We start from the raw sequence: 17,595 nt of genomic DNA on the forward strand, positions 1-17,595 counted from the left end.
AGACCGTCGGTCCGCCGACCTTGCCGGCGCCGGGCGGGCGCTGACGGTTCTCCAGCTTCGTCACGGTCGCCGCCATCGCCGAACCTCCCTCCTGATCGACCTACCGGATAACCTGCACGAGTCGCGCACCGGGCGGCAACACATTCACCCAGCTCGCCGATCCCTGTTGTTGATCAGTCTACCGCATAATGGTCCGTTATCCGGTAGGTTGGCGATGGTGGCGGATCTTGTCGGTACCTGCTGACGATCAACGTCCTCGCCCTACTGGAGCGAGAAACCGTGCCGCGACCAGCAGTGATCCGAGCTACGCGGCCGGGCCGCCGGGGAATAGTGCGCGGGGTTCCAGGTCCAGCCGGGTGGTCGGCGTCGCGTCGGGCGGGTCGAGGTCGAGCACTAGGTCGCCGAGCCGCCGGATCGTGTGCGTGATGTACGGGGTGATGGTGGCCAGGTCGTCGTGGTCGACCGGGTGGCCCTCGGCGGCCAGCGAGTTCGCCGCGTCTGTGATATCCAGGGCCGTCGAGTAGATGGCGCAGTTGGCCATCAGCTCGTTGAACTTGACCACCAGTTCCTGGTGGTCCGGATCGTTGTGGCCGATGAGCTGGCCGCCGACCATCAGCCATTCCGAGTAGCCGTGGAACGCCTCGGCTTTGTTGGTGATCGCGGTGATCTGCTCCCGCAGCTCGGGTTCGGACAGGTACCGCAACAGCGTCACCGTGCGGATAACCCTGCCCAGCTCCCGGAACGCCCGGTACAGCCGGTTCTTGCGGGAGTGATTGCCCAGCCGGCGCAGCAGCGTCACCGAGGACACCCGGCCTTCGCGGATGGAGATCGCGGTGCGCAGCAGGTCGGTCCAGTGCTTCTCGATCAGCTCCCAGTCGATCGCGTTGTCGCCGAACAGCGCGTCAATGTGCTGGTAGCGGGTGCGCGGATCGGGCCGGTAGAAGATCAGGTCGTGCCAGTTCCTGATCCTGGGCAGAAGCTCGAAGCCCAGCAGCGTGGCCAGTCCGAATACCAACAGGGACTGGCCCTGGGTATCGGCGTGGATCGTGTCGGGCTGGATGTCGGAGTCGTTCTTGAGCAGCCCTTCGATGATGTAGACCGCCTCCCACACGCCACACGGGATGAAATGGGAGAACAAGGCGATGTAGGAGTCGGCGACGTGACGCATGGCGATGCCGCCGTAACCTCCGTAGCGGATGTGCGACTCGGCCAGCAGGTTGTTCTCCCAGGTGTCGACCTGCGAGCCGTCGACGGCGACCACCTGGCCGTCGCCCCAGATCCCGGCCACGTCCAGCTTCGCGAACTCGTTGATCACATCGGTGGAGCCTCGGTAGACCTTGGTGGGGTCGGAGTGCTTGTTGCCGGCCGTGTAGATCTCGTGCACGGAGACCTTGCCGCGCATGTGCCGGGCGACCTCGGCCGGGCCCAGGTTGGTGCCGTAGGCGTAGGTCGTGGTGACGTAGCGGCCGAGCGTGTCGCGGATCTTCGGGTCCGACCCCGAGGCTGGCCCGAAGTGCCGGTGCCAGCCGGTCAGGTACGCGGTGCGGGTCAGGATGTCCAGCAGGCTGCGTTCGGGCAGCCGCTGGTGGATCGCCGCTTCCAGCGTGATCGCCGAGGGTCGCCGGTCGGCGCCCTTGCGGCGCTTGAGCACCGGCCGCTCGCCGTCCAGGACCAGGTCGGTGTTCGCCGGGAAACCGGCGTCCACTGTCGCGGCGGTGCGGGTCAGCTCGTGCCGGTAGTGCGCCACCAGCGCGGCCGCGTCGATCGGGATACCGGCCTGAGCGCAGAAGTCCGCGGCCAGCAGCTGGCACTCGTCCCAGGTCATGAGCTGGGCGTGCAGGTTGGCGTAGGAGTCCGAGCCGGCGACCGCGATGTCCCCGGAGCGCAGCTCGGCGGCCAGGTAGGAGAACACGCAGACCTCCAGGTGTCGCCGCGCGAGCATCCCGGGTCGCTGCTTGTCGCGCAGCACCTTGTGCCAGGCGTCGCTGGCGAAGGCGTTCGCATCGACGCTGACCGTCGTCGGCGGTTGCCCATCCACCTCGACCGTGATGGTCTCCGGTATCCAGTCACTGCGCCGGTCGCGGACCGCGCGGATGAACTCGACCGCGTCCAGCACGCTGCGAGCAGCGCTGGTGGCCTCCAGCTCGATCGCGTCGACCAGGGTGAACAGCACCGGCCGGTGCGAACGGTAGAACCGCTCCAGCAGCGGCAGGTAGTTGTTGCCGTGGTAGGCCGACACCGCCTCGGCCGCGGTGGCCAGTGCGTCGATCCCGCCGGCGTCGGCCAGAGTCTTGAGAACCAGGCGGCCAGTGCGTTCCTCCACGCCCTCGACCGGCTGGCCCGGCTCGCTGGGGTCGGCTGGCATGCTGGCTTCGCGGGCGGCGGCCACGACGTCGCCGAGCACGCCGATGAGTCGTTAGGTCTCGGCGCGGTTAGCGGACTGGATCTCAGCCAGACGCTCGCGGCCCTTCTTGTGCAGCGCGGCGAGACGCTTGCAGAACATGGTCACCACCTCGTCGCGGGCCGAGGTGCGGCACTCGTGAACGAGGCTGATCAGCAGCGTCAGCCGCTTGTCGTCGTTGAGGACCTTCCGCATGTCGGCGGCGTCGGTCACCCGCGCCTCGCCGGCGAAGTGCGCGACCTTGCCCGGTGGGATGCCGTCGAGCCACAGCTCGGTCGGACCGAGCGCGTCTAACGCGGCCAGGCGCGCCAGGCGGTCCTTGAACTTGCCCAGCGTCGCGGCGCCGGCGGAGTCCTTCAGCCGGTCGAACTCGCTGCGGCGGGTCGCCGGATCGACCCACAGCAGGCGTTTCAGCCGGGCACGTTGCATCCGGTCCGGCCGGGCCGCGACCCTGCTGAACAGACCGGTGTTGACCTCGGTGCGGATCGAGGCGGTCATCGCGTCCAGCGTGGTGTAGCCGGGCAGCTCGCAGCTTTGGCGCACCAGTTCGTCCAGCGCCACGTTGATCAGGTCGGCCGGGTTGTCCTTGGACTGCACCGCCTTGCGGATCGCCGACTCGGCGACCTCGCGCACGTTAGCCGGCGTGTACTTCACGCCCAACCGCGCGCGCACGAAGTCCCGGTGCCGCCACAGCGTCCGGTCTGACTCGTACACGGCCTCGACGGCTTCAGCCAACTCCAGCTTGCTGCGGACGCAGTCGACCACCACCGGCGGAACGGCGACCAGCTTCGGGAAGTACCCCAACCGCTGGTAGCACTTCAGCAGCACCACCAGCGCCAAGAAGTGCTGGTCCGTGGTGGTCTTCGTCCGCGCCCAACCGGCCTCGTCCGGCGTGGGAGTGAACGCCTCGGCCAGCTCCCGCGCCGACACCACCCTCTTGAACCGCGGATACGCGGTCCGATCAATCGACGCCACCCAGAAACCCCGGAAGATCACCTCGTAGGACGTGATCACCATAGCCGCACGGCGGCCCGCAGCGGTGTCAGTGCCGTTGATCAGCGCCTACCGGAGAGTCGACGGCAGGTTTCTGGCGTATTCCGGTCCCACCCCCTGTGCGGGCGGACCTATGCCGAGTGGGGCCGGTCGCGCTGGGAGATCCAGCGCGCCTGGCGCACTCGGCACGCCTACCGGCGTCGGTGATCAGCGAAACGCGGAAACCGCTCGCGTGCGATGCTGATCGGGCTCGGCACGTGACGAGATCCGAGATGGAGGGCGCGATGCTGTCGCTTGTGGGCGTCGTGCTGATCGCGGTCGGGGTGATCCTGCTGCTGCGTGCGGCGAGCATCGTCATGCGCGATGACGGGAATTTCGTCGCGATGTTGACGGTCAGTCCCGGGTCGGTGCGTCCGCCGTCGCGGCCGTGGAGCGTTCGGACCCGGCAATGGCTCCGGGCGCGGGGAGAGCGGGGCAACCCCCGCCAGGGGCCGACGATCATCGAGGACCAGATTCGTCAGCTCCCTGCACCGATGGCCGCCCCCGAGATCGCGGATTGGATGGCGCGGTGGAGGGGCCGTCGATGACTGAGCCCAGGTCCGCCTCAGATCGGGCGGGTAGGCGTGGAGTCGAGGCGGTGGCGTGATCCGGAGGGAGCGGCGGACTGGTGGCGGCTGTCTCAAACCGGTGTTGCTGGCGGGGGTCGGTCTGCTGTTCGTCATGAGCGGCTGCCTGGCGATCCAGTCCAGTGCCGCGGTCAGCGGTCCGACAGGGGCTCCGAACCCGTCCAGGCAGCCGGTCGCTGGTCCGCCGGCACAACCGCCACCACCACGGGCCGCGACCTGGACCGGGACACTGCGCATCACTGACCCTGGCGTCAACATGAGCGAGCAACCGCCGAAGGTCGACACGATCGGCGGCACGTCGACCGTGCGGTTCGACTCCGGCGACGGCACCCTTGCGGTGGACGGCGGTGGGCCGGCCGCGCTGTGGACCGAGGAGCGCGACCCGACATACGAAGAGTGCGTCGCCCAGCTCGGGGTGCAGGCGTTGGGCCGCCGGGAGATCCAGAGCATCCCGTACGTCCGGGGCCAGGGCTTGTGTGTGGTGACCTTTGCCGATCGAGCGGTGGCGTTCGTCCGGGGTGTGAGCGCGGTGGACGGAGACGCCGTGCAGATGCGTGCTGTTCGCTGGCCCCACTGAGCCGTCGCGAGAGCGCCTGTCACGCTGGCCCTGAGAAGCCTGATCTGCTGAACTACTGCACTACCTGAGTCACCTGAACCCTGGGAGTTGGCGTGATCCTCACCGTCATGAATCTGAAGGGCGGGAGCACCAAGACGACCAGCTCGGCGTTCCTCGCTCACGCCCTGGCCGAGAACGGCCACCGCGTCCTGATCATCGACGCCGACCCGCAGGCCAGCATCACCCGCTGGGCCGAGATGGCGGAATGGAGCATCCCCGTGCGGGGCATGGCCACAGGGCGGCTGCACGTCCCCGGCGTCGGGGTGGACCTCGAAGCCGGCGACTACGACGCCGTCGTCATCGACACCCCGCCCACCGAGAAGGAACGAGGCATCGTCGAGTCAGCGATCCGCGCCGCCACCCACGTCCTGGTCCCCCTGGCCCCGTCCTCGGCCGAGGTGGAGCGGATGCCCGTGGTGAAGGAGCTGATCGACGACCTAGCACACCTAGGTCGACATGAGACTCCGCCGCAGGCAGCGGCGATGTTCACCCGGACCAACCCCCGCGCCGTGGCCAACGCCGAGTACCGGGAGCTGTTGGAGTCCGAGGGCTGGCGGGTGTTGCGGTCGCACGTCTCCCAGCTTCAACGGTTCGCGCAGTCGTTCGGCGGGCCGATCGAGCGGGCGGCAGCCACGGCCTACGGGGACGCACTCACCGAGCTGACGGGGACCTCGATCCGATGAGCGACGCTAGAAGCCGGGCCCGATCACTGCGGGACCGCTCAGAGAAGGCCGCAGCGGCCGAATCAGCGGCCGCAGAGAAGGCCCAGCCGCGACCGGCCCCCGACAGCGACCGGAAGGTCCGCCAGACCGTGGACCTCACCCAGGCCAATCACAAGGCACTAGCGACGTGGCGACTCGACACAGCGGTGACGCTGGGCCGGACGCGGCTCACCACCCAAGACGTACTGCGGGCCGCCGTCGACGTGCTGCTCGCCGACGAGGCCACAGCCCGCCGAGTACGAATCCGGCTCGAAGAGATCCAAGACGCCGAGGAGCGCTGAGCGATGGTGCGTAAACCCTGGCCGTGGCGAAAAGGCGCCAGAACGCCACAGGACGACGACGCGACCGCGCCGGCGGCCGCTACCGAGCGAGCCAGCGGCATGTACAAAGCGCTGAGTGAGTTGGGCGTCGGTCCGCTCAACGCGGAGCAGCGGCGGATGGTGATCGCGCCAGCGAACGCCCGAGCAGTGTTCTCCGATCATCCGGCGGTAGGCCTCGGAGCGCGCAACGATGCCACCGTTGAGGGGGGCTGTCCCAGCCTCGCGGGTTGTGTACTGCCACCGGCGGACCACGAACGCCCCAGCCGCCAGCCCTACCGCGATCATGCCGACGTACCCCACTGGTCCGTACTGATCTAGCCCGGACGTCCCCGGAGCTCGAGACCGGCCGACAGTGGACGACGCTCACCCAGAGGGCCACCTATCTTTCGGCGGCGCCCGGGTCCACACAGCACGGAAGCCTCTTCGCTCGAGTGCTCGTCTTGGCAGAGCAGATCGCGGGCCACGACACGGTGCGACCTCACGGTTGCAGGCTGCGCGGCGTGTCGACTATCCGAGCTTCAGAATATGGACCATGATGCCTCCCATGCCGAGGAGATCATCAGGCCGCGCGAAGGGACGCCCCTCGAAGGGCTCCCGCGTTGTGATCTTTCCTCGACTGCCGCTCGCGGTCGAGGCAGCGCTCAAAGACCTTGCCGCACGGCGAGGCCTGACCTGGTCCGAGGTCGGAGCAGATCTCGTCTCACAAGGATTGCAGCGGGTCTCTGAGCTGCCAGCGACGCTTCCCGCGCGTTACACCGCGGCCGACAGCTCCGCTCTGACTGTGCGGATCCCGGTTGCCGACAACGTGCAGGTGCGTGCCCTCGCGCGCGACCTGGACCGGAACCTCTCGATCGTGAGTGGCGCCCTAATCGAGATCGGGCTTCGGCACGCCTTCGAGATGCCGGGCCAGATCCCCGTGCAGTACATGACGACACAGGAGCGGCCGCTGACCAAGGCCTCCTAACGAGATCGAGGCGGCCCCCTAGCCCGGGGGCCGCCTCGAATCGCTCTCGCATCAGTCGGTCGTGCACCCGAGCTGACGCCGTAGCCCCGGCGAACCGGGGCCAATCCCCATCCGTCCAAGAAGGGGCGCTTTCGCGTGTCCAGGATACACCCTGGGCCGGAACGCGACCATGACAGACACGGGGCGAGTTCGTCGTGCCCACGTGCCCTCAGCTCGTCGGCGACGCTGAACAACCGCCGATCTGTCATCGCCGCACACCCAAACCCCGGCCCGACCTCGATCAATGCACCCGTGCCGCTGCAGCCGCCGTCGCGGCAGCTGCTCCTCGATCAGACCATGTCGGCCCTCGCCGTCTCCTGTGGAACGGGGGAGGCCGAGTCCGACCCGGCGGCTCCTCAGCTGTGTGTGAGCTGTCGACGACGATCCGGCAGCACGCGCGACACCCCACTGCGCTCGGTCGTCTGCGGGCCGTGCTGGTTCGCCGGCGGCGGCGACATCTCGCCGTCCGAGCTCGCAGACACGACCTCCACCCCCGACGATCTCGCGACGGCTCTGGACGCGGTCACTGCACTCCCCCGCACCGCGCTGGACTGGTACCGCGGGCTCCTGGGCTCGCCCTGGTACCAGCAGATCCGCCGCGACGCGGCAGGACGGCTGCGTGGACTGCTCGAGGAACTGGCCCGCCGCGCGGACTGGGACGCCCACACCAGCTGGCCGACCTGGGACCGCCTCCAACTCGCCAGCGGCTGGCGGCGCAGCTCGACCGCCGCCTGGCTCGCCGAACTGCAGCGCCAGGGCTGGCTGTCCCGCGTCGAGGGCGGGTCCACCCCGCAGTACCGCCCGATCGCCCTGCAGCACCTCTCCGGGAACCGGGCCGCGGTCTATCAGCTGCGTGTGCCGGCCACTGAGGCCGCTGAGAGGGGCATCCCGACCTTGCCGGAGGCCGCCAGTAGCCCTCGGCCCGAGGCCACGGCACAGACCGAACAGGACACAACTTGGACCCCAACCCACCCACTTAGTAATCCCTCTAAGATTCCTACAGGGGTTCTTACACGCGCGAGAGCGTGTGTCCACAGTTCCGAGATCAACTCACCTTCACGAAACGTATTCGGCCCTACCGGGCCAGGCCACGAGGAAAAACGGGGCGGCTATTTCGCTGATCGCGTGCCGGTGACCGGGGCTGAGATGCTCGCGGCGGCCGCGGAGCTGCGCTCCGACCCCGCCCTGCGGCGGCTGACGCCGCGCTGGATCCGCGCCATCGTCCGCCGCTGGTGGGAAGCCGGGTGGACCAACAACGACCTGCGCTTCGCTATCGCCCACCAGCCCACCGCCGACGGCCCCGCCCGCGCCGTGCACCGTTGCCCGGCAGCCGAGCTCCGGAGCCCTGATGGCTGGCTGCGCCACCGTCTGCGCCGCTGGAGCGACGATCGCGGCCCGCTGGTCTCCCCCTCGGCCGACGCCCGCCATCGCCGCCAGACTGCCGCCGAACACGGCCAGGCCGCCGCTGACCGGCTGCCCTACGGCGCCGCTGACCTGTCCCCCACCGACCTGCACATCACCAGCGACGACCACCGCGCCGCACGCTCTGCCCTCGTCCGCCGCTGGGCGGCCGAGTTCACCGCCAGCCGCAACGCCCCCCGACCCGCCGCCGAGGTCGCCACCCCCGAGGACAGCAAGCGCCACTACCGCCGGATCAGCCGCGACCTCGACGCGGGCCGCCAGCGCCGCACCGCCACTCCCCCACCGGCCGAGCCATCCGAGCCCACCGCAGCCGCGGCCCCGGCGAGTTCCTCCCCGGGCACCGGCTCTCCGCACGACAACGGCGCCGACATCGGCGAGGCGGGCTCCGCCCACGAACGTGCGCTCGCCCGCGCCCGCGTCGAGCGCACCTCCCACGCCGCCCGTCCGCTCCGCCGAGCCCCCCGGAGGTTCCGTTGACAGCCGAGCCCATCGACCACGATCAGGCCCACGGCAGCGAATCATTACCTGGTAATGGGTCCGTAGCCAGCGGCACCTTCGACCGTCAGCCCCCACAGGACCTCACCGCCGAACAGTCCGTGCTCGGCGGCATGCTGCTGAGCAAGGACGCGATCGCCGACGTGGTCGAGGTGCTGCGCCCGGAGGACTTCTACCGGCCCGCGCACCAGACCGTCTACGAGACGATCCTGGACCTCTACGGCCGTGGTGAGCCGGCCGACGCGGTGACCGTGTCGGCGGAGCTGCAGCGGCGCGGCGAGCTCGTGCGGCTGGGAGGCGCGCCGTACCTGCACACCCTCATCGCGACCGTGCCCACCGCGGCGAACGCCGCCTACTACGCCGAGATCGTCGGGGAGAAAGCGATCCTGCGTCGCCTGGTCGAGGCCGGCACCCGGATCGTGCAGCTCGGCTACCACGGCAACGAGGGCGGTGAGGGCGAAGAGGTCGTCGACCGGGCACAGGCCGCGGTCTACGAGGTCACCGAGCGCACCACCACCGAGGACTACACGGTGCTGGAGGAGCTGCTCCAGCCCACGATGGACGAGATCGACGCGATCGCCTCCCAGGGCGGGATGGCCGCGGGCGTGCCGACCGGGTTCGCCGATCTCGACGCCGTGACCAACGGCCTGCACCCGGGGCAGATGGTCGTCGTCGCGGCCCGGCCGGGTCTGGGCAAATCGACCCTCGGCCTTGACTTCGCCCGGTCGTGCTCCATCAAGAACGGCATGACCAGTGCGTTCTTCTCGCTGGAGATGAGCAAGTCCGAGATCGTGATGCGTCTGCTCTCGGCGGAGGCGCGGATCCGGCTGGCCGACATGCGTGCGGGCCGGATGTCCGACGAGGACTGGACGCGGATGGCGCGGCGGATGTCGGAGATCTCCGAGGCGCCCCTCTACATCGACGACTCACCGAACCTGACGCTGATGGAGATCCGGGCCAAGGCGCGCCGGATGAAGCAGCGCAACGACCTCAAGCTGATCATCCTGGACTACCTGCAGCTGATGACCTCGGGCCGCAAGGTCGAGTCGCGTCAGCAGGAGGTGTCCGAGTTCTCGCGTCAGATCAAGCTGATCGCGAAGGAGCTCGAGGTGCCGGTGGTCGCGATGAGCCAGCTGAACCGTGGTCCCGAGCAGCGCACGGACAAGCGGCCGATGCTGTCGGACCTGCGTGAGTCCGGTTCGATCGAGCAGGACGCCGACATGGTGGTCCTGCTGCACCGGCCCGACGCGTTCGAACAGGACGATCCGCGCGCCGGCGAGGCGGACCTGATCCTGGCCAAGCACCGTAACGGCCCGACCACGACGATCACGGTGGCCCACCAGCTGCACTACAGCCGGTTCTCCGACCTGGCGCACGGCTGAGCCGCGCCGGGGCGGCCGATAACCGGGTTATCGGAACCCGCTGCGAGCGAGCGACCGATAACCCGGTTATCGACTGTGGGTCGGCGATAACCGGGTTATCGACTTCAACGCCGAAGCGCGGTCAGCGCGCCGATCAGCGCTTCCAGCCCGTCGTCGTCCAGCTGCCGACGCAGGCGCCGGGCGATCTTGTCGACGTCCACAGCCTCGTCACGAGCGCCCGGCTCGGACGCCGGAACGGGGGAGGAGGACCCGTTCGCAGCCTCAGCATCGGCATCAGCGCCAGCGGAAGAGGTCACGACCTCCACAGCAGGTGGCTTGTCGCGCAGAGTCTTGAGCTTCTCCGCCTGTTCCTCCGCGGGAACCGAGGCGACGGTTCGGGCTTCCTTCACCGATAGCTCGCCGGCGCGGAGCTGCTCCTGTAGCTCAGGGGTGAGCTTGAGGAGAGACAGCCGTTGGGAGACCCACGCCTGGGTCTTCGCGACACGCTTCGCCGCCGCGCGTTGCGAACCATGCCGCTCGACAAGGCCTTGGAGCTCCCTGGCCTCCAGCAGTGGGGGGAGGTCCTGGCGGTGGATGTTCTCGACGAGCGTGGCCTCGGCCAGCATCGGGTCCGCTCCGCCGAGCCGATCCTCGACCGATGCCACGAGATGGGTCAACCCGGCCAGGTGGGCGGCTGCGAGCCGGCGGTTTCCGATGAGGACCACCCACGACGCGGTCCCGAGCTGATCCGCGTCCTCGGGATAGTGAGCAAGGTAGACATCTCGGGCGACCACCGTCGCTGGCTGCAGCTGATGGTGCTCCCGAAGGCTGTCGGCGAGCTCCTCGATCGCGGAGTCGTCGTAGCCGTAACGCGGGTTGCGCGGATTGTGGGCCAAGTCGGACAACGGGATCCGGCGCTGGGACGCCCCGCCGTCGGCCAGAGCGTGCAGCGAGGTCTCCTCGGCGAAGACATCGGAGCTGAACGAGACTCGCCCCCGCTTGCGCTTCTTCGCCGGCGCGCCGACCCCAGAGTCCGATGCGCTCGCGGCCACCTCGCTCATCGGGTGCGTCCGTAGCCGAGCTCGAGTGCCAGCCGCAGGATGTCCTGCTGCGCCTCCAAGGCCACGCGGCTCTTGGCGTACTGGGTGCAGACCACGCCCTCGGCCGCCGCCCGGCTGTGGATCTTGTACCGACGGACGACCGAGTTCGCCAGCGGCCAGTTCTTCTTCCGAGCGAAGGCGAGGGTGTCGTCGAGGTCGACCCGGCCGTCGCGTGGATCCCAGAGATTCACCACGACGGTGTAGGGGACACCCAGCGGCTCAACGACCTGGGTGATCGTCGTGTCTGCCGGCACGAAGGTGAGCGGCTCCGTCGTGATCGGAACGATCGCGTCGTCGGCGCTCTTCAGGACCGACCGGAGGATGTGCTCGTTCTCCAGGCTGCCTGGGGTGTCGACGAACACGTGCGCGTAGTCGGCATCGCGCAGCCGCTCAAGATCGCTTGGGTCGTCGGTCTCGGTGTAGGCGAACGGGATGTCATCACCGACTCGGCTCGCCCACCAATCCATCGATCGCTGTGGGTCGGTACCGACGACCAGGACGGACGGATCGTCGCCCCCCAGTACCTGGTCGACGACCGCAGCGAGGTTGACGGTGATCGTGGTCTTGCCGACGCCGCCCTTCTGGCAGCACACAGCGTGAACTCTGGCCAAGATGGCCACCTTTCCGTGGACTTCACGGCCCGGAATCGGGGCGCTACTTCGGATAAGTCGTGTCAGATGATGCCATCTGCACGCCTGCGCTCCGACGCCATCCCACGGCGTGTGGCGTCAGGGTCGCGCACCACGGCGACGGTATAACCCGGTTATCACCGTCTTCTCGTCGGCAGGGTGCGCAGCTCTTCGGTCGACGTGCTCGCTGGCGGCTCAATCTGCCGCCCGGGGTCAATCGCTCGGTAGCGAAGGATTCCGTTTCGAAGCGACCCGCCGATGAGGCCCTGGGCGAACGACGTCGGCGCTCGGCGACATCGTGCTGCACCGAGGTCCTCGGAGAGTGCCTCGCGCCTATAACCGGGTTATCGCACGACACGGTCGCCCGTGCGCTCAGCCGTCGTCTGAACGGAATACCCCATGCGCGACCAGCCACTTCCGCCAGTGGTCCACCCGCTCCGGATCGGCCACGAAGTCGGCCGGCCAGTCGTCGATCGCGATCTGGCGCAGAACGTCGCGCACCAGGCTGCGGCCGACCCGGGCGCGGGAGGAGACCTTCCGCAGGTGGGGGTCCACCACGGCGTGCATCGCACGCGCGGTGTCGTCCAGCGTGAAATGCACCGGCCGGTAGGCGACCAGAACCTCATGTCCGTGCTCGTCTGCCCTGGCGACCAGCGAACCCTCGCGCATCCTCGCTCCACTCACCCGCTTGGTTCGGTACCGGGAACTGTACCGACGTTCGCGGTGTGGCCGAGAGCCCGCGTGAGCGTGTCTCCGAGCAGCGAGCCCGCGGCGCCCCGGGGGCTACGAGGTCACCGAATGTGCCCGCTCGATCCTCGGCATCGCGCACGGCTGCCGAACGCGGCTGGTCCGGCCGGACACGCAGCCGGACACCCGGCCGGACCAGCACCTTCGCCGCGTTCTCGCCCGGCCCGAAGCCCGTGCGAACCTGCCGGAGACGGCGGATTCGACAACATCTATTAGCGAGACAGTATCGCAACTGGTGGCGAGGCCTGATTGGGAAGGCCGCGGAGGTGGGCAGCCGGCCGCGCGTGCTCGGCGCGGGCATCCAGCCGAGTCCCTGGCGGGGTGAGTGCCCGTTCAGGCCCTGCAGATGCCTTCTGACCAGCCGAGACAGGCGTTCCCGCGCCTGCTGCGCGTCGATCTGACCTCCGGAAGGGGATGCGAGCACCCGTCCAGGGCGCGGTGAGCCTGTGACCAGTAACTACGCAACTTCCAGCGGCTCTCGGGTGAACCAGCGTCAGCCGCGCGATCGGTCCCTCAGGCTGGGCGTGACGTCCCTTATGAAGGGCGGGGGGCGTCCGCCGGGGCTACGTCGTCGGTTCCTGACGCAGTTGTTCCTGGTCAGGTCGCGGTACAGAGCTCGCAGGCGCGCCATTCCGGACTGGGCGGCTTCGACGTAGGGCCCGTGAGGCGAGACGCGTCGAGGGGCGTGCTCAGCAGCTCCAAAGGGGAGCCGACGTCTCCCGGTCCTGTCGACGCGTCAGCAGCGCGGCCGGTGCCCGGGGGAGTAGAAGACCCGGGCGTGCCCGCATCCTGCCGGGCCGCCGCGCGCGTACGCGTGCGTTGCGTAGAAGCCGCCCGGAACCGCGAGACCCAATTTCCACGGACATTTCCGGATCGAGGAGGCGCCGGTCTGCGTCCGACCCACTCGATCCGGTGGGCGATCTCCGGCGCGTGTGCCGGCCTGGAAAGTCCCGAGGGGATCGCGCCCAGCCCGGGTCGAGCGCCGGGCCGTGTCGCCGAAGCTGGCATGTCAGCGACGCCGCGGGGCGGACGATCGAATCCGCGGGCCCCGGGTGGACGGCCCCGGACTGCAGGCAGAGCCGTCCTGCCCGCGGAGTGGCTCCCGCACTCGGATCCCTCCCATCGAGCTCTGGCGAGCGCCGGTCGACGACCGGCAGGGCGGGGCAGGGGGGAGCGTTCGTGCTGCTTGCGGGTTCGAGTCCGGAGCAGATGAGGCTGGAGCCGGGCGAGCGTGCGAGCGGCGGCCGGCCCCGCCGCGGTCGTTCGGTGTCCCACCCGCACCGGCGGCGTCGGGCCCGCTCGCATGCACGGCGAGGAGGGGACCGCTCCTGAGCCGCCCGGGGAAATTTCCGGCGAGCAACCTGCCGCCACCAGGGACCGAGCAACGCGACGTACGCGTACGCGCGCGACGCCGGAAATTTCTCGACGGCTCCCGCACTCGTCGACCGGGATCCTGCGCCGGGTCTCGCCGGCGTCGTTGCCAGCCCGACTAGTCGCGCTTAGTCTTCGGAGTACTAGGATCACGGCTCAACGGAAGGCGGACCTCATGGGCATGCAGCTGCTCGCCGGGACGATGGAGTGCCGCAACGGCAACTGTCCGACCGCGTGGCTCACCGAGCGCGGCTCGGTGATTGTGCAGGGCTATGTCGCGACGCCCCAGCTGGTGAGGGTGCCGCGCGACCTGATCGAGCGCGCCGCGCGTGAGCTCGTGATGCACGGTGTTGAGCCAGGAGCGGTGCCGGCGCCGCGCTCGACTGCCCTCCGGGCGGCGGGGGAGTGGTTCGAGGTCGCCGGCACACCCACGACGCTGCGCTGTCCTGCTGGCGAGCGTGCGCACGAGGTACCAGCACTGGCTGTTCTGGCCGCTGCCGCCGAGTCGACGAGGGAGGCCGTATGACCCCCGAGGACCTGAACGAGCTCTACCGCACCTACCGGGAGTCGGCGTTCCGGCTCGAGTGCCGCGACACCTACGCGATCCCCGGCGAGGACCCCGACTTCGACGCCTTCCTCGCGCACGAGTCGTTCCCGGCGCGCACGGTCGACGACGACGAGTGGCTGGCCAACGTCCACGCCCAGGTCGGCCGGGGCAAGTACTTCGGCCGCGTCCGCCTGCTCGGCCACCCGGTCACCGACTACACGCGGTTCCAGCTGCTCTGCTACCCCCGCGAGAACCTCCCGGCGGGGGAGGAGGTCCGGATCCTCGACCGGCACTGGCTCGGCTCGGATGACGGATGGACCCACCAGGACTTCTGGATGTTCGACGAGCGCATCGTCGTGCTGCAGCACTTCGACGACGAGGGGCACTTCCTCGGCGTCTCCGAGGGCGGGGATCCCGCCCCCTACATCGCCATCCGCCGACGGGCCGTCGAGCTGTCGGTGCCCTTCGACCAGTACCGCCTGGTCCCGGCCCCGCGCACTGGCGCCGAGACCCCTGAGCACGCTGCGAGCTAAGCACCCTTGACTCGCGCCGAGATCCACCCTCAGCACCAGCGCCTGGCGGCGCGCTTGAAGGAGCTCCGCCAGGCCGCTGGGCTGTCGGCCGCTGCCCTCGGGCAGCCTTTCGGCTGGTCACAGAGCAAGACCTCCAAGATGGAGAACGGCACCTCCGCCCTGGTCATCGCAGATATCCACCAGTGGCTCGACCGGGTCCAGGCTAGCGACGACGAACGCACCGAGGTGCTCGCCCTGGCCCGCGAGACCGGTACCCGCGTACGTCCCTGGCGCGACGCCGACCGCCCGGATGCCGCGACCCAGCAGGACGCGCGAGGCCGCCGCGACACCGAGACCAGCGGAATCGGGGTGTTCCAGTCCGAAGTGGTGCCCGGACTGCTGCAGACCCCCGAGTACGCCCGCCGCCTGCGTGAGGTCCACACCCTGCTCCCGGCCGACGAGATCCCGGCCGCGGTGCTGGCGCTGATGAACCGCCAGACCGTGCTCTTCGACGAGACCAAGCAGTTCGACCTGGTCATCACCGAGACCGCGCTGCGCTGGCGCCCGGGCTCGGTCGCGCTCTCACTCGCCCAGCTCGACCGCATCGCCACCCTGGCCGGACTGCCCAACGTCCGCATCGGCGTCCTGTCACGCGAGACCCAGGAGCGCACCGCCGCGCGCCCGCTGCACTCGTTCGTGGTGCTGCGCTATGCCGACGCGCCGTCGACCGTGGAGATCGAGACCCTCACCGCCGAGCAGGAAGTCACCGAGCCCGCCGACGTGGAGCTCTACGAGCAGTTCCTCGCCGAGCAGCAAGGCCTCGCCGAGCACGGCCCGGCGCTCCTGGCTCTACTCGACCGGATCCGCGACGACCTCAGGCAGCTCACCTCGAACGGCTCATGACCGGCACCCCGGTCATGCCCGGCGACGAGTTGCCCGACGACGACTATCTGACCTGGTCCTGCGGGGTGTGCGGGCTGTGCACTCAGGGCGGACGCCGGGGGCTGCGGCTGCACATGGACACCGTCCACCCGGAACCGTCGTGACCGGGGCCCGCCTCCCCGTCCGGACCACGACGACGAGTTAGTCGCAGATCGCGACTAGGTCCGCGACTCGGTAAATCTGCTGGTCGCGGGACATATGTGCGCACTCGGTGCGGTAGGACGGGAATCAGGGCGCGACTCCCGACTAGTCGTCGACTAGTCTTGAGTGCAGAGAGGCCCCGGCGGCTGGCACCGCCGAGGCCTCAGAGCGGACTACCAAACCGATCCCCTGCATGAGGAAGTCAGGCGCCCATGAAGACCGTACCCAGCACGCGCCGCACGCCGGTCATGCCGGTCGTCGACCGCGCGTCGCGGCTGCCCTGCGCCGCCCCTGACAACGTCGAGCTGTTCTTCCCGGTCGGCACCAGCGGACCGGCCCTGCAGCAGACCGCCGAGGCCAAGACGCTCTGCATGAGCTGCCCGATCCTGCAGGCCTGCCGCGAGGACGCCCTCGCCTGGCCCGCCCACTTCGCCCACGGAGTGGTGGGTCCGTGGCGCCCCTTGGGTGTTGTCCTCGGCGTGGACGGCCCTGATCCGCTCCGCGAGCTCGACATCGGCCCGGGCACGCTCGTCGCGTGCCGGGGCGGCCTTGACCCAGGCGTAGTAGGACGAGCGCTCGATCTCGACGAGCTCACAGAGTCGCTTCACCTCGAAGGTGGCGGAGTTGTCGGCGACGAACTGGAAGCGACTCACCAGCGCGTCTCCCCGGCGAAATACTTGGCCGCCCGCTGAAGGATCTCCCGCTCGGTCGTGAGCTTGGTGGTCTCGATCTCGAGCTCGTCCACCCTCGCTTCAAGCCGGGCGATCTTCTGGGCCGGCGTCTCATCGGTCGGCGCCGACGGGCTCGTCGTCGTGGCCGTCCTCGACTGCAGCGGGCTGGAGGTCGGTGTCCGGTCAGCGGCGGTCTTCCTGCCGGTCCCGTAGACCTCGAGCCAGTGCCGCAGCGTCCCGCGCACGATGCCGAGGTCCTCGGCGATACCGCGGACCGTGGCGCCCGGGGTGGACTCGTACAAGTCCACGGCCTGACGACGGAACTCCTCGGAGTAGCTCTTCCTGGCCATGATTCTCAGATCATCTCGCTTCCCCAGCACCAAGTGCTGGATTCAGCGTGTCCAAGAACCGGGGTCAGGCCCCGGCGAATTCAGGCGGTTGAAGCATCTAGCTCAACGAGTTCGGCGAATATCTCGGAGGGCTTCTTCCAGTTGTGGATTTTACGGGGTCGGTCGTTGATGTCGCAAGCCACCATCGCCAGGTATTTCGGGTCCGAGGTGATGTCCGTGCCTTTCGGGAAGTACTCGCGGACGATGCGGTTGAGGTTCTCGTTGCTGCCGCGTTCCCACGGCGAGTGTGGGTGGGCGAGGTACACCGGCATCGAGCCCTTGGTGACGGTGGCGTGGCCGGCCATCTCGGCACCGCAGTCCCAGGTCAGTGAGGCCCGCATGTGCGCGGGCAGACCGCTGGTGGCGGCGATGACCCCACGGCCGACGGTGAGCGCGGCGCGGCCGGTCAGGGGCACGAGGACCAGGAACCGGGAGGTGCGCTCGACCAGCGTGGCGACGGCGGTCTTGCCGTTCTTGCCGATGACCAGGTCACCCTCCCAGTGGCCGGGCACGGCGCGCCCCTGGGCGTCGGCGGGGCGGGCGTCGATGTAGGTCGGGTCCTTGATCCGCGGGGCCGGTGGGGGCTT

17 protein-coding genes and 2 pseudogenes are annotated in these 17,595 nt (G+C 69.3%); 12 read left to right on the plus strand and 7 right to left on the minus strand.

Going from position 1 to position 17,595, the window contains the following annotated elements; genetic code table 11:
• Positions 1–304 precede the first annotated feature (304 nt).
• Both Ae505Ps2_RS28165 and Ae505Ps2_RS33825 read right to left on the minus strand, forming a co-directional pair.
• Positions 305–2,404, minus strand: coding sequence for a transposase (locus Ae505Ps2_RS28165; protein WP_249265407.1), 2,100 nt, complete (start codon positions 2,402–2,404; stop codon positions 305–307).
• A 12-nt stretch (positions 2,405–2,416) separates the two neighbouring features.
• A complete protein-coding gene (locus Ae505Ps2_RS33825) occupies positions 2,417–3,418 on the minus strand; it encodes a DUF4158 domain-containing protein (RefSeq protein ID WP_233147840.1) in 1,002 nt (333 codons plus the stop codon).
• A 248-nt stretch (positions 3,419–3,666) separates the two neighbouring features.
• Between Ae505Ps2_RS33825 and Ae505Ps2_RS28170 the strand changes: the two genes are divergently transcribed.
• From Ae505Ps2_RS28170 to dnaB, 7 genes are all read left to right on the plus strand, one after another.
• The gene (locus Ae505Ps2_RS28170; RefSeq protein WP_075334515.1) at positions 3,667–3,981 is read left to right on the plus strand and encodes a hypothetical protein; all 315 of its coding nucleotides are present in this window, start codon (positions 3,667–3,669) and stop codon (positions 3,979–3,981) included.
• 55 nt (positions 3,982–4,036) lie between these two features.
• Positions 4,037–4,597 carry a hypothetical protein gene (locus Ae505Ps2_RS31470; RefSeq protein ID WP_139320274.1) on the plus strand — a complete coding sequence of 187 codons (561 nt, stop codon included), beginning with the start codon at positions 4,037–4,039 and terminating at the stop codon, positions 4,595–4,597.
• A gap of 92 nt (positions 4,598–4,689) precedes the next feature.
• Positions 4,690–5,319 carry a ParA family protein gene (locus tag Ae505Ps2_RS28180; protein ID WP_212567715.1) on the plus strand — a complete coding sequence of 210 codons (630 nt, stop codon included), beginning with the start codon at positions 4,690–4,692 and terminating at the stop codon, positions 5,317–5,319.
• Between the two features lie 128 nt (positions 5,320–5,447).
• A complete protein-coding gene (locus tag Ae505Ps2_RS28185) occupies positions 5,448–5,639 on the plus strand; it encodes a hypothetical protein (RefSeq protein WP_075313251.1) in 192 nt (63 codons plus the stop codon).
• 571 nt (positions 5,640–6,210) lie between these two features.
• Positions 6,211–6,642, plus strand: a complete 432-nt coding sequence (locus Ae505Ps2_RS31475) for a hypothetical protein (RefSeq protein WP_139319254.1) — start codon at positions 6,211–6,213, stop codon at positions 6,640–6,642.
• Positions 6,643–7,812: 1,170 nt separating this feature from the next.
• Positions 7,813–8,580 carry a hypothetical protein gene (locus tag Ae505Ps2_RS28195; protein WP_139319328.1) on the plus strand — a complete coding sequence of 256 codons (768 nt, stop codon included), beginning with the start codon at positions 7,813–7,815 and terminating at the stop codon, positions 8,578–8,580.
• Between the two features lie 11 nt (positions 8,581–8,591).
• A complete protein-coding gene (gene dnaB, locus Ae505Ps2_RS28200) occupies positions 8,592–9,980 on the plus strand; it encodes a replicative DNA helicase (protein WP_075554358.1) in 1,389 nt (462 codons plus the stop codon).
• A gap of 104 nt (positions 9,981–10,084) precedes the next feature.
• On the opposite strand, the gene Ae505Ps2_RS28205 is transcribed toward dnaB, so the two are convergent.
• From Ae505Ps2_RS28205 to Ae505Ps2_RS28215, 3 genes are all read right to left on the minus strand, one after another.
• Positions 10,085–11,020 (minus strand): ParB/RepB/Spo0J family partition protein, encoded by a 936-nt coding sequence (locus Ae505Ps2_RS28205; protein WP_075313255.1) that lies wholly within the window; start codon positions 11,018–11,020, stop codon positions 10,085–10,087.
• On the minus strand, positions 11,017–11,679 hold the full coding sequence (locus Ae505Ps2_RS28210; protein WP_249265408.1) for a ParA family protein: 663 nt from the start codon (positions 11,677–11,679) through the stop codon (positions 11,017–11,019). The genes Ae505Ps2_RS28205 and Ae505Ps2_RS28210 overlap by 4 nt, the downstream gene beginning before the upstream one ends.
• Positions 11,680–12,060: 381 nt before the next feature.
• Positions 12,061–12,357, minus strand: coding sequence for a hypothetical protein (locus Ae505Ps2_RS28215; protein ID WP_075313256.1), 297 nt, complete (start codon positions 12,355–12,357; stop codon positions 12,061–12,063).
• Positions 12,358–13,981: 1,624 nt separating this feature from the next.
• On the opposite strand from Ae505Ps2_RS28215, the gene Ae505Ps2_RS28220 reads away from it, so the two are divergent.
• The 5 genes and pseudogenes from Ae505Ps2_RS28220 to Ae505Ps2_RS28235 all read left to right on the plus strand — a co-directional run.
• Positions 13,982–14,332, plus strand: a complete 351-nt coding sequence (locus Ae505Ps2_RS28220; protein ID WP_075313257.1) for a hypothetical protein — start codon at positions 13,982–13,984, stop codon at positions 14,330–14,332.
• Positions 14,329–14,886, plus strand: a complete 558-nt coding sequence (locus tag Ae505Ps2_RS28225; protein ID WP_075313258.1) for a DUF6879 family protein — start codon at positions 14,329–14,331, stop codon at positions 14,884–14,886. Before Ae505Ps2_RS28220 ends, Ae505Ps2_RS28225 begins: the two co-directional genes overlap by 4 nt.
• Positions 14,887–14,892: 6 nt before the next feature.
• Entirely contained in the window at positions 14,893–15,768 is an 876-nt protein-coding gene (locus tag Ae505Ps2_RS28230; RefSeq protein WP_075313259.1) for a DUF5753 domain-containing protein, read from the plus strand.
• A complete protein-coding gene (locus tag Ae505Ps2_RS32210) occupies positions 15,765–15,911 on the plus strand; it encodes a hypothetical protein (protein ID WP_158071578.1) in 147 nt (48 codons plus the stop codon). Before Ae505Ps2_RS28230 ends, Ae505Ps2_RS32210 begins: the two co-directional genes overlap by 4 nt.
• A gap of 285 nt (positions 15,912–16,196) precedes the next feature.
• Positions 16,197–16,385, plus strand: a pseudogene (locus tag Ae505Ps2_RS28235) (WhiB family transcriptional regulator); the annotation flags it as partial.
• A gap of 12 nt (positions 16,386–16,397) precedes the next feature.
• Here the strand turns inward: Ae505Ps2_RS28235 and Ae505Ps2_RS28245 are convergent.
• Together Ae505Ps2_RS28245 and Ae505Ps2_RS28250 are read right to left on the minus strand one after the other, a co-directional pair.
• Positions 16,398–16,969, minus strand: a pseudogene (locus Ae505Ps2_RS28245) (transposase); the annotation flags it as partial.
• An 80-nt stretch (positions 16,970–17,049) separates the two neighbouring features.
• On the minus strand, positions 17,050–17,595 hold a 546-nt coding region (locus Ae505Ps2_RS28250), incomplete at its 5' end, for an IS30 family transposase (protein ID WP_170917167.1).

The sequence above is a fragment of the Pseudonocardia sp. Ae505_Ps2 genome, from assembly GCF_001932425.1.
Taxonomy (GTDB): Bacteria; Actinomycetota; Actinomycetes; order Mycobacteriales; family Pseudonocardiaceae; genus Pseudonocardia.

Bases quoted from the DNA above. Each gene is read 5' to 3' on its own strand.
- Ae505Ps2_RS33825 (WP_233147840.1), bottom strand. From the start codon at position 3,418: ATGGTGATCACGTCCTACGAGGTGATCTTCCGGGGTTTCTGGGTGGCG.
- Ae505Ps2_RS28225 (WP_075313258.1), top strand. From the start codon at position 14,329: ATGACCCCCGAGGACCTGAACGAGCTCTACCGCACCTACCGGGAGTCG.
- Ae505Ps2_RS28215 (WP_075313256.1), bottom strand. From the start codon at position 12,357: ATGCGCGAGGGTTCGCTGGTCGCCAGGGCAGACGAGCACGGACATGAG.
- Ae505Ps2_RS31475 (WP_139319254.1), top strand. From the start codon at position 6,211: ATGATGCCTCCCATGCCGAGGAGATCATCAGGCCGCGCGAAGGGACGC.
- Ae505Ps2_RS28205 (WP_075313255.1), bottom strand. From the start codon at position 11,020: ATGAGCGAGGTGGCCGCGAGCGCATCGGACTCTGGGGTCGGCGCGCCG.
- Ae505Ps2_RS28170 (WP_075334515.1), top strand. From the start codon at position 3,667: ATGGAGGGCGCGATGCTGTCGCTTGTGGGCGTCGTGCTGATCGCGGTC.
- Ae505Ps2_RS32210 (WP_158071578.1), top strand. From the start codon at position 15,765: ATGACCGGCACCCCGGTCATGCCCGGCGACGAGTTGCCCGACGACGAC.
- Ae505Ps2_RS28220 (WP_075313257.1), top strand. From the start codon at position 13,982: ATGGGCATGCAGCTGCTCGCCGGGACGATGGAGTGCCGCAACGGCAAC.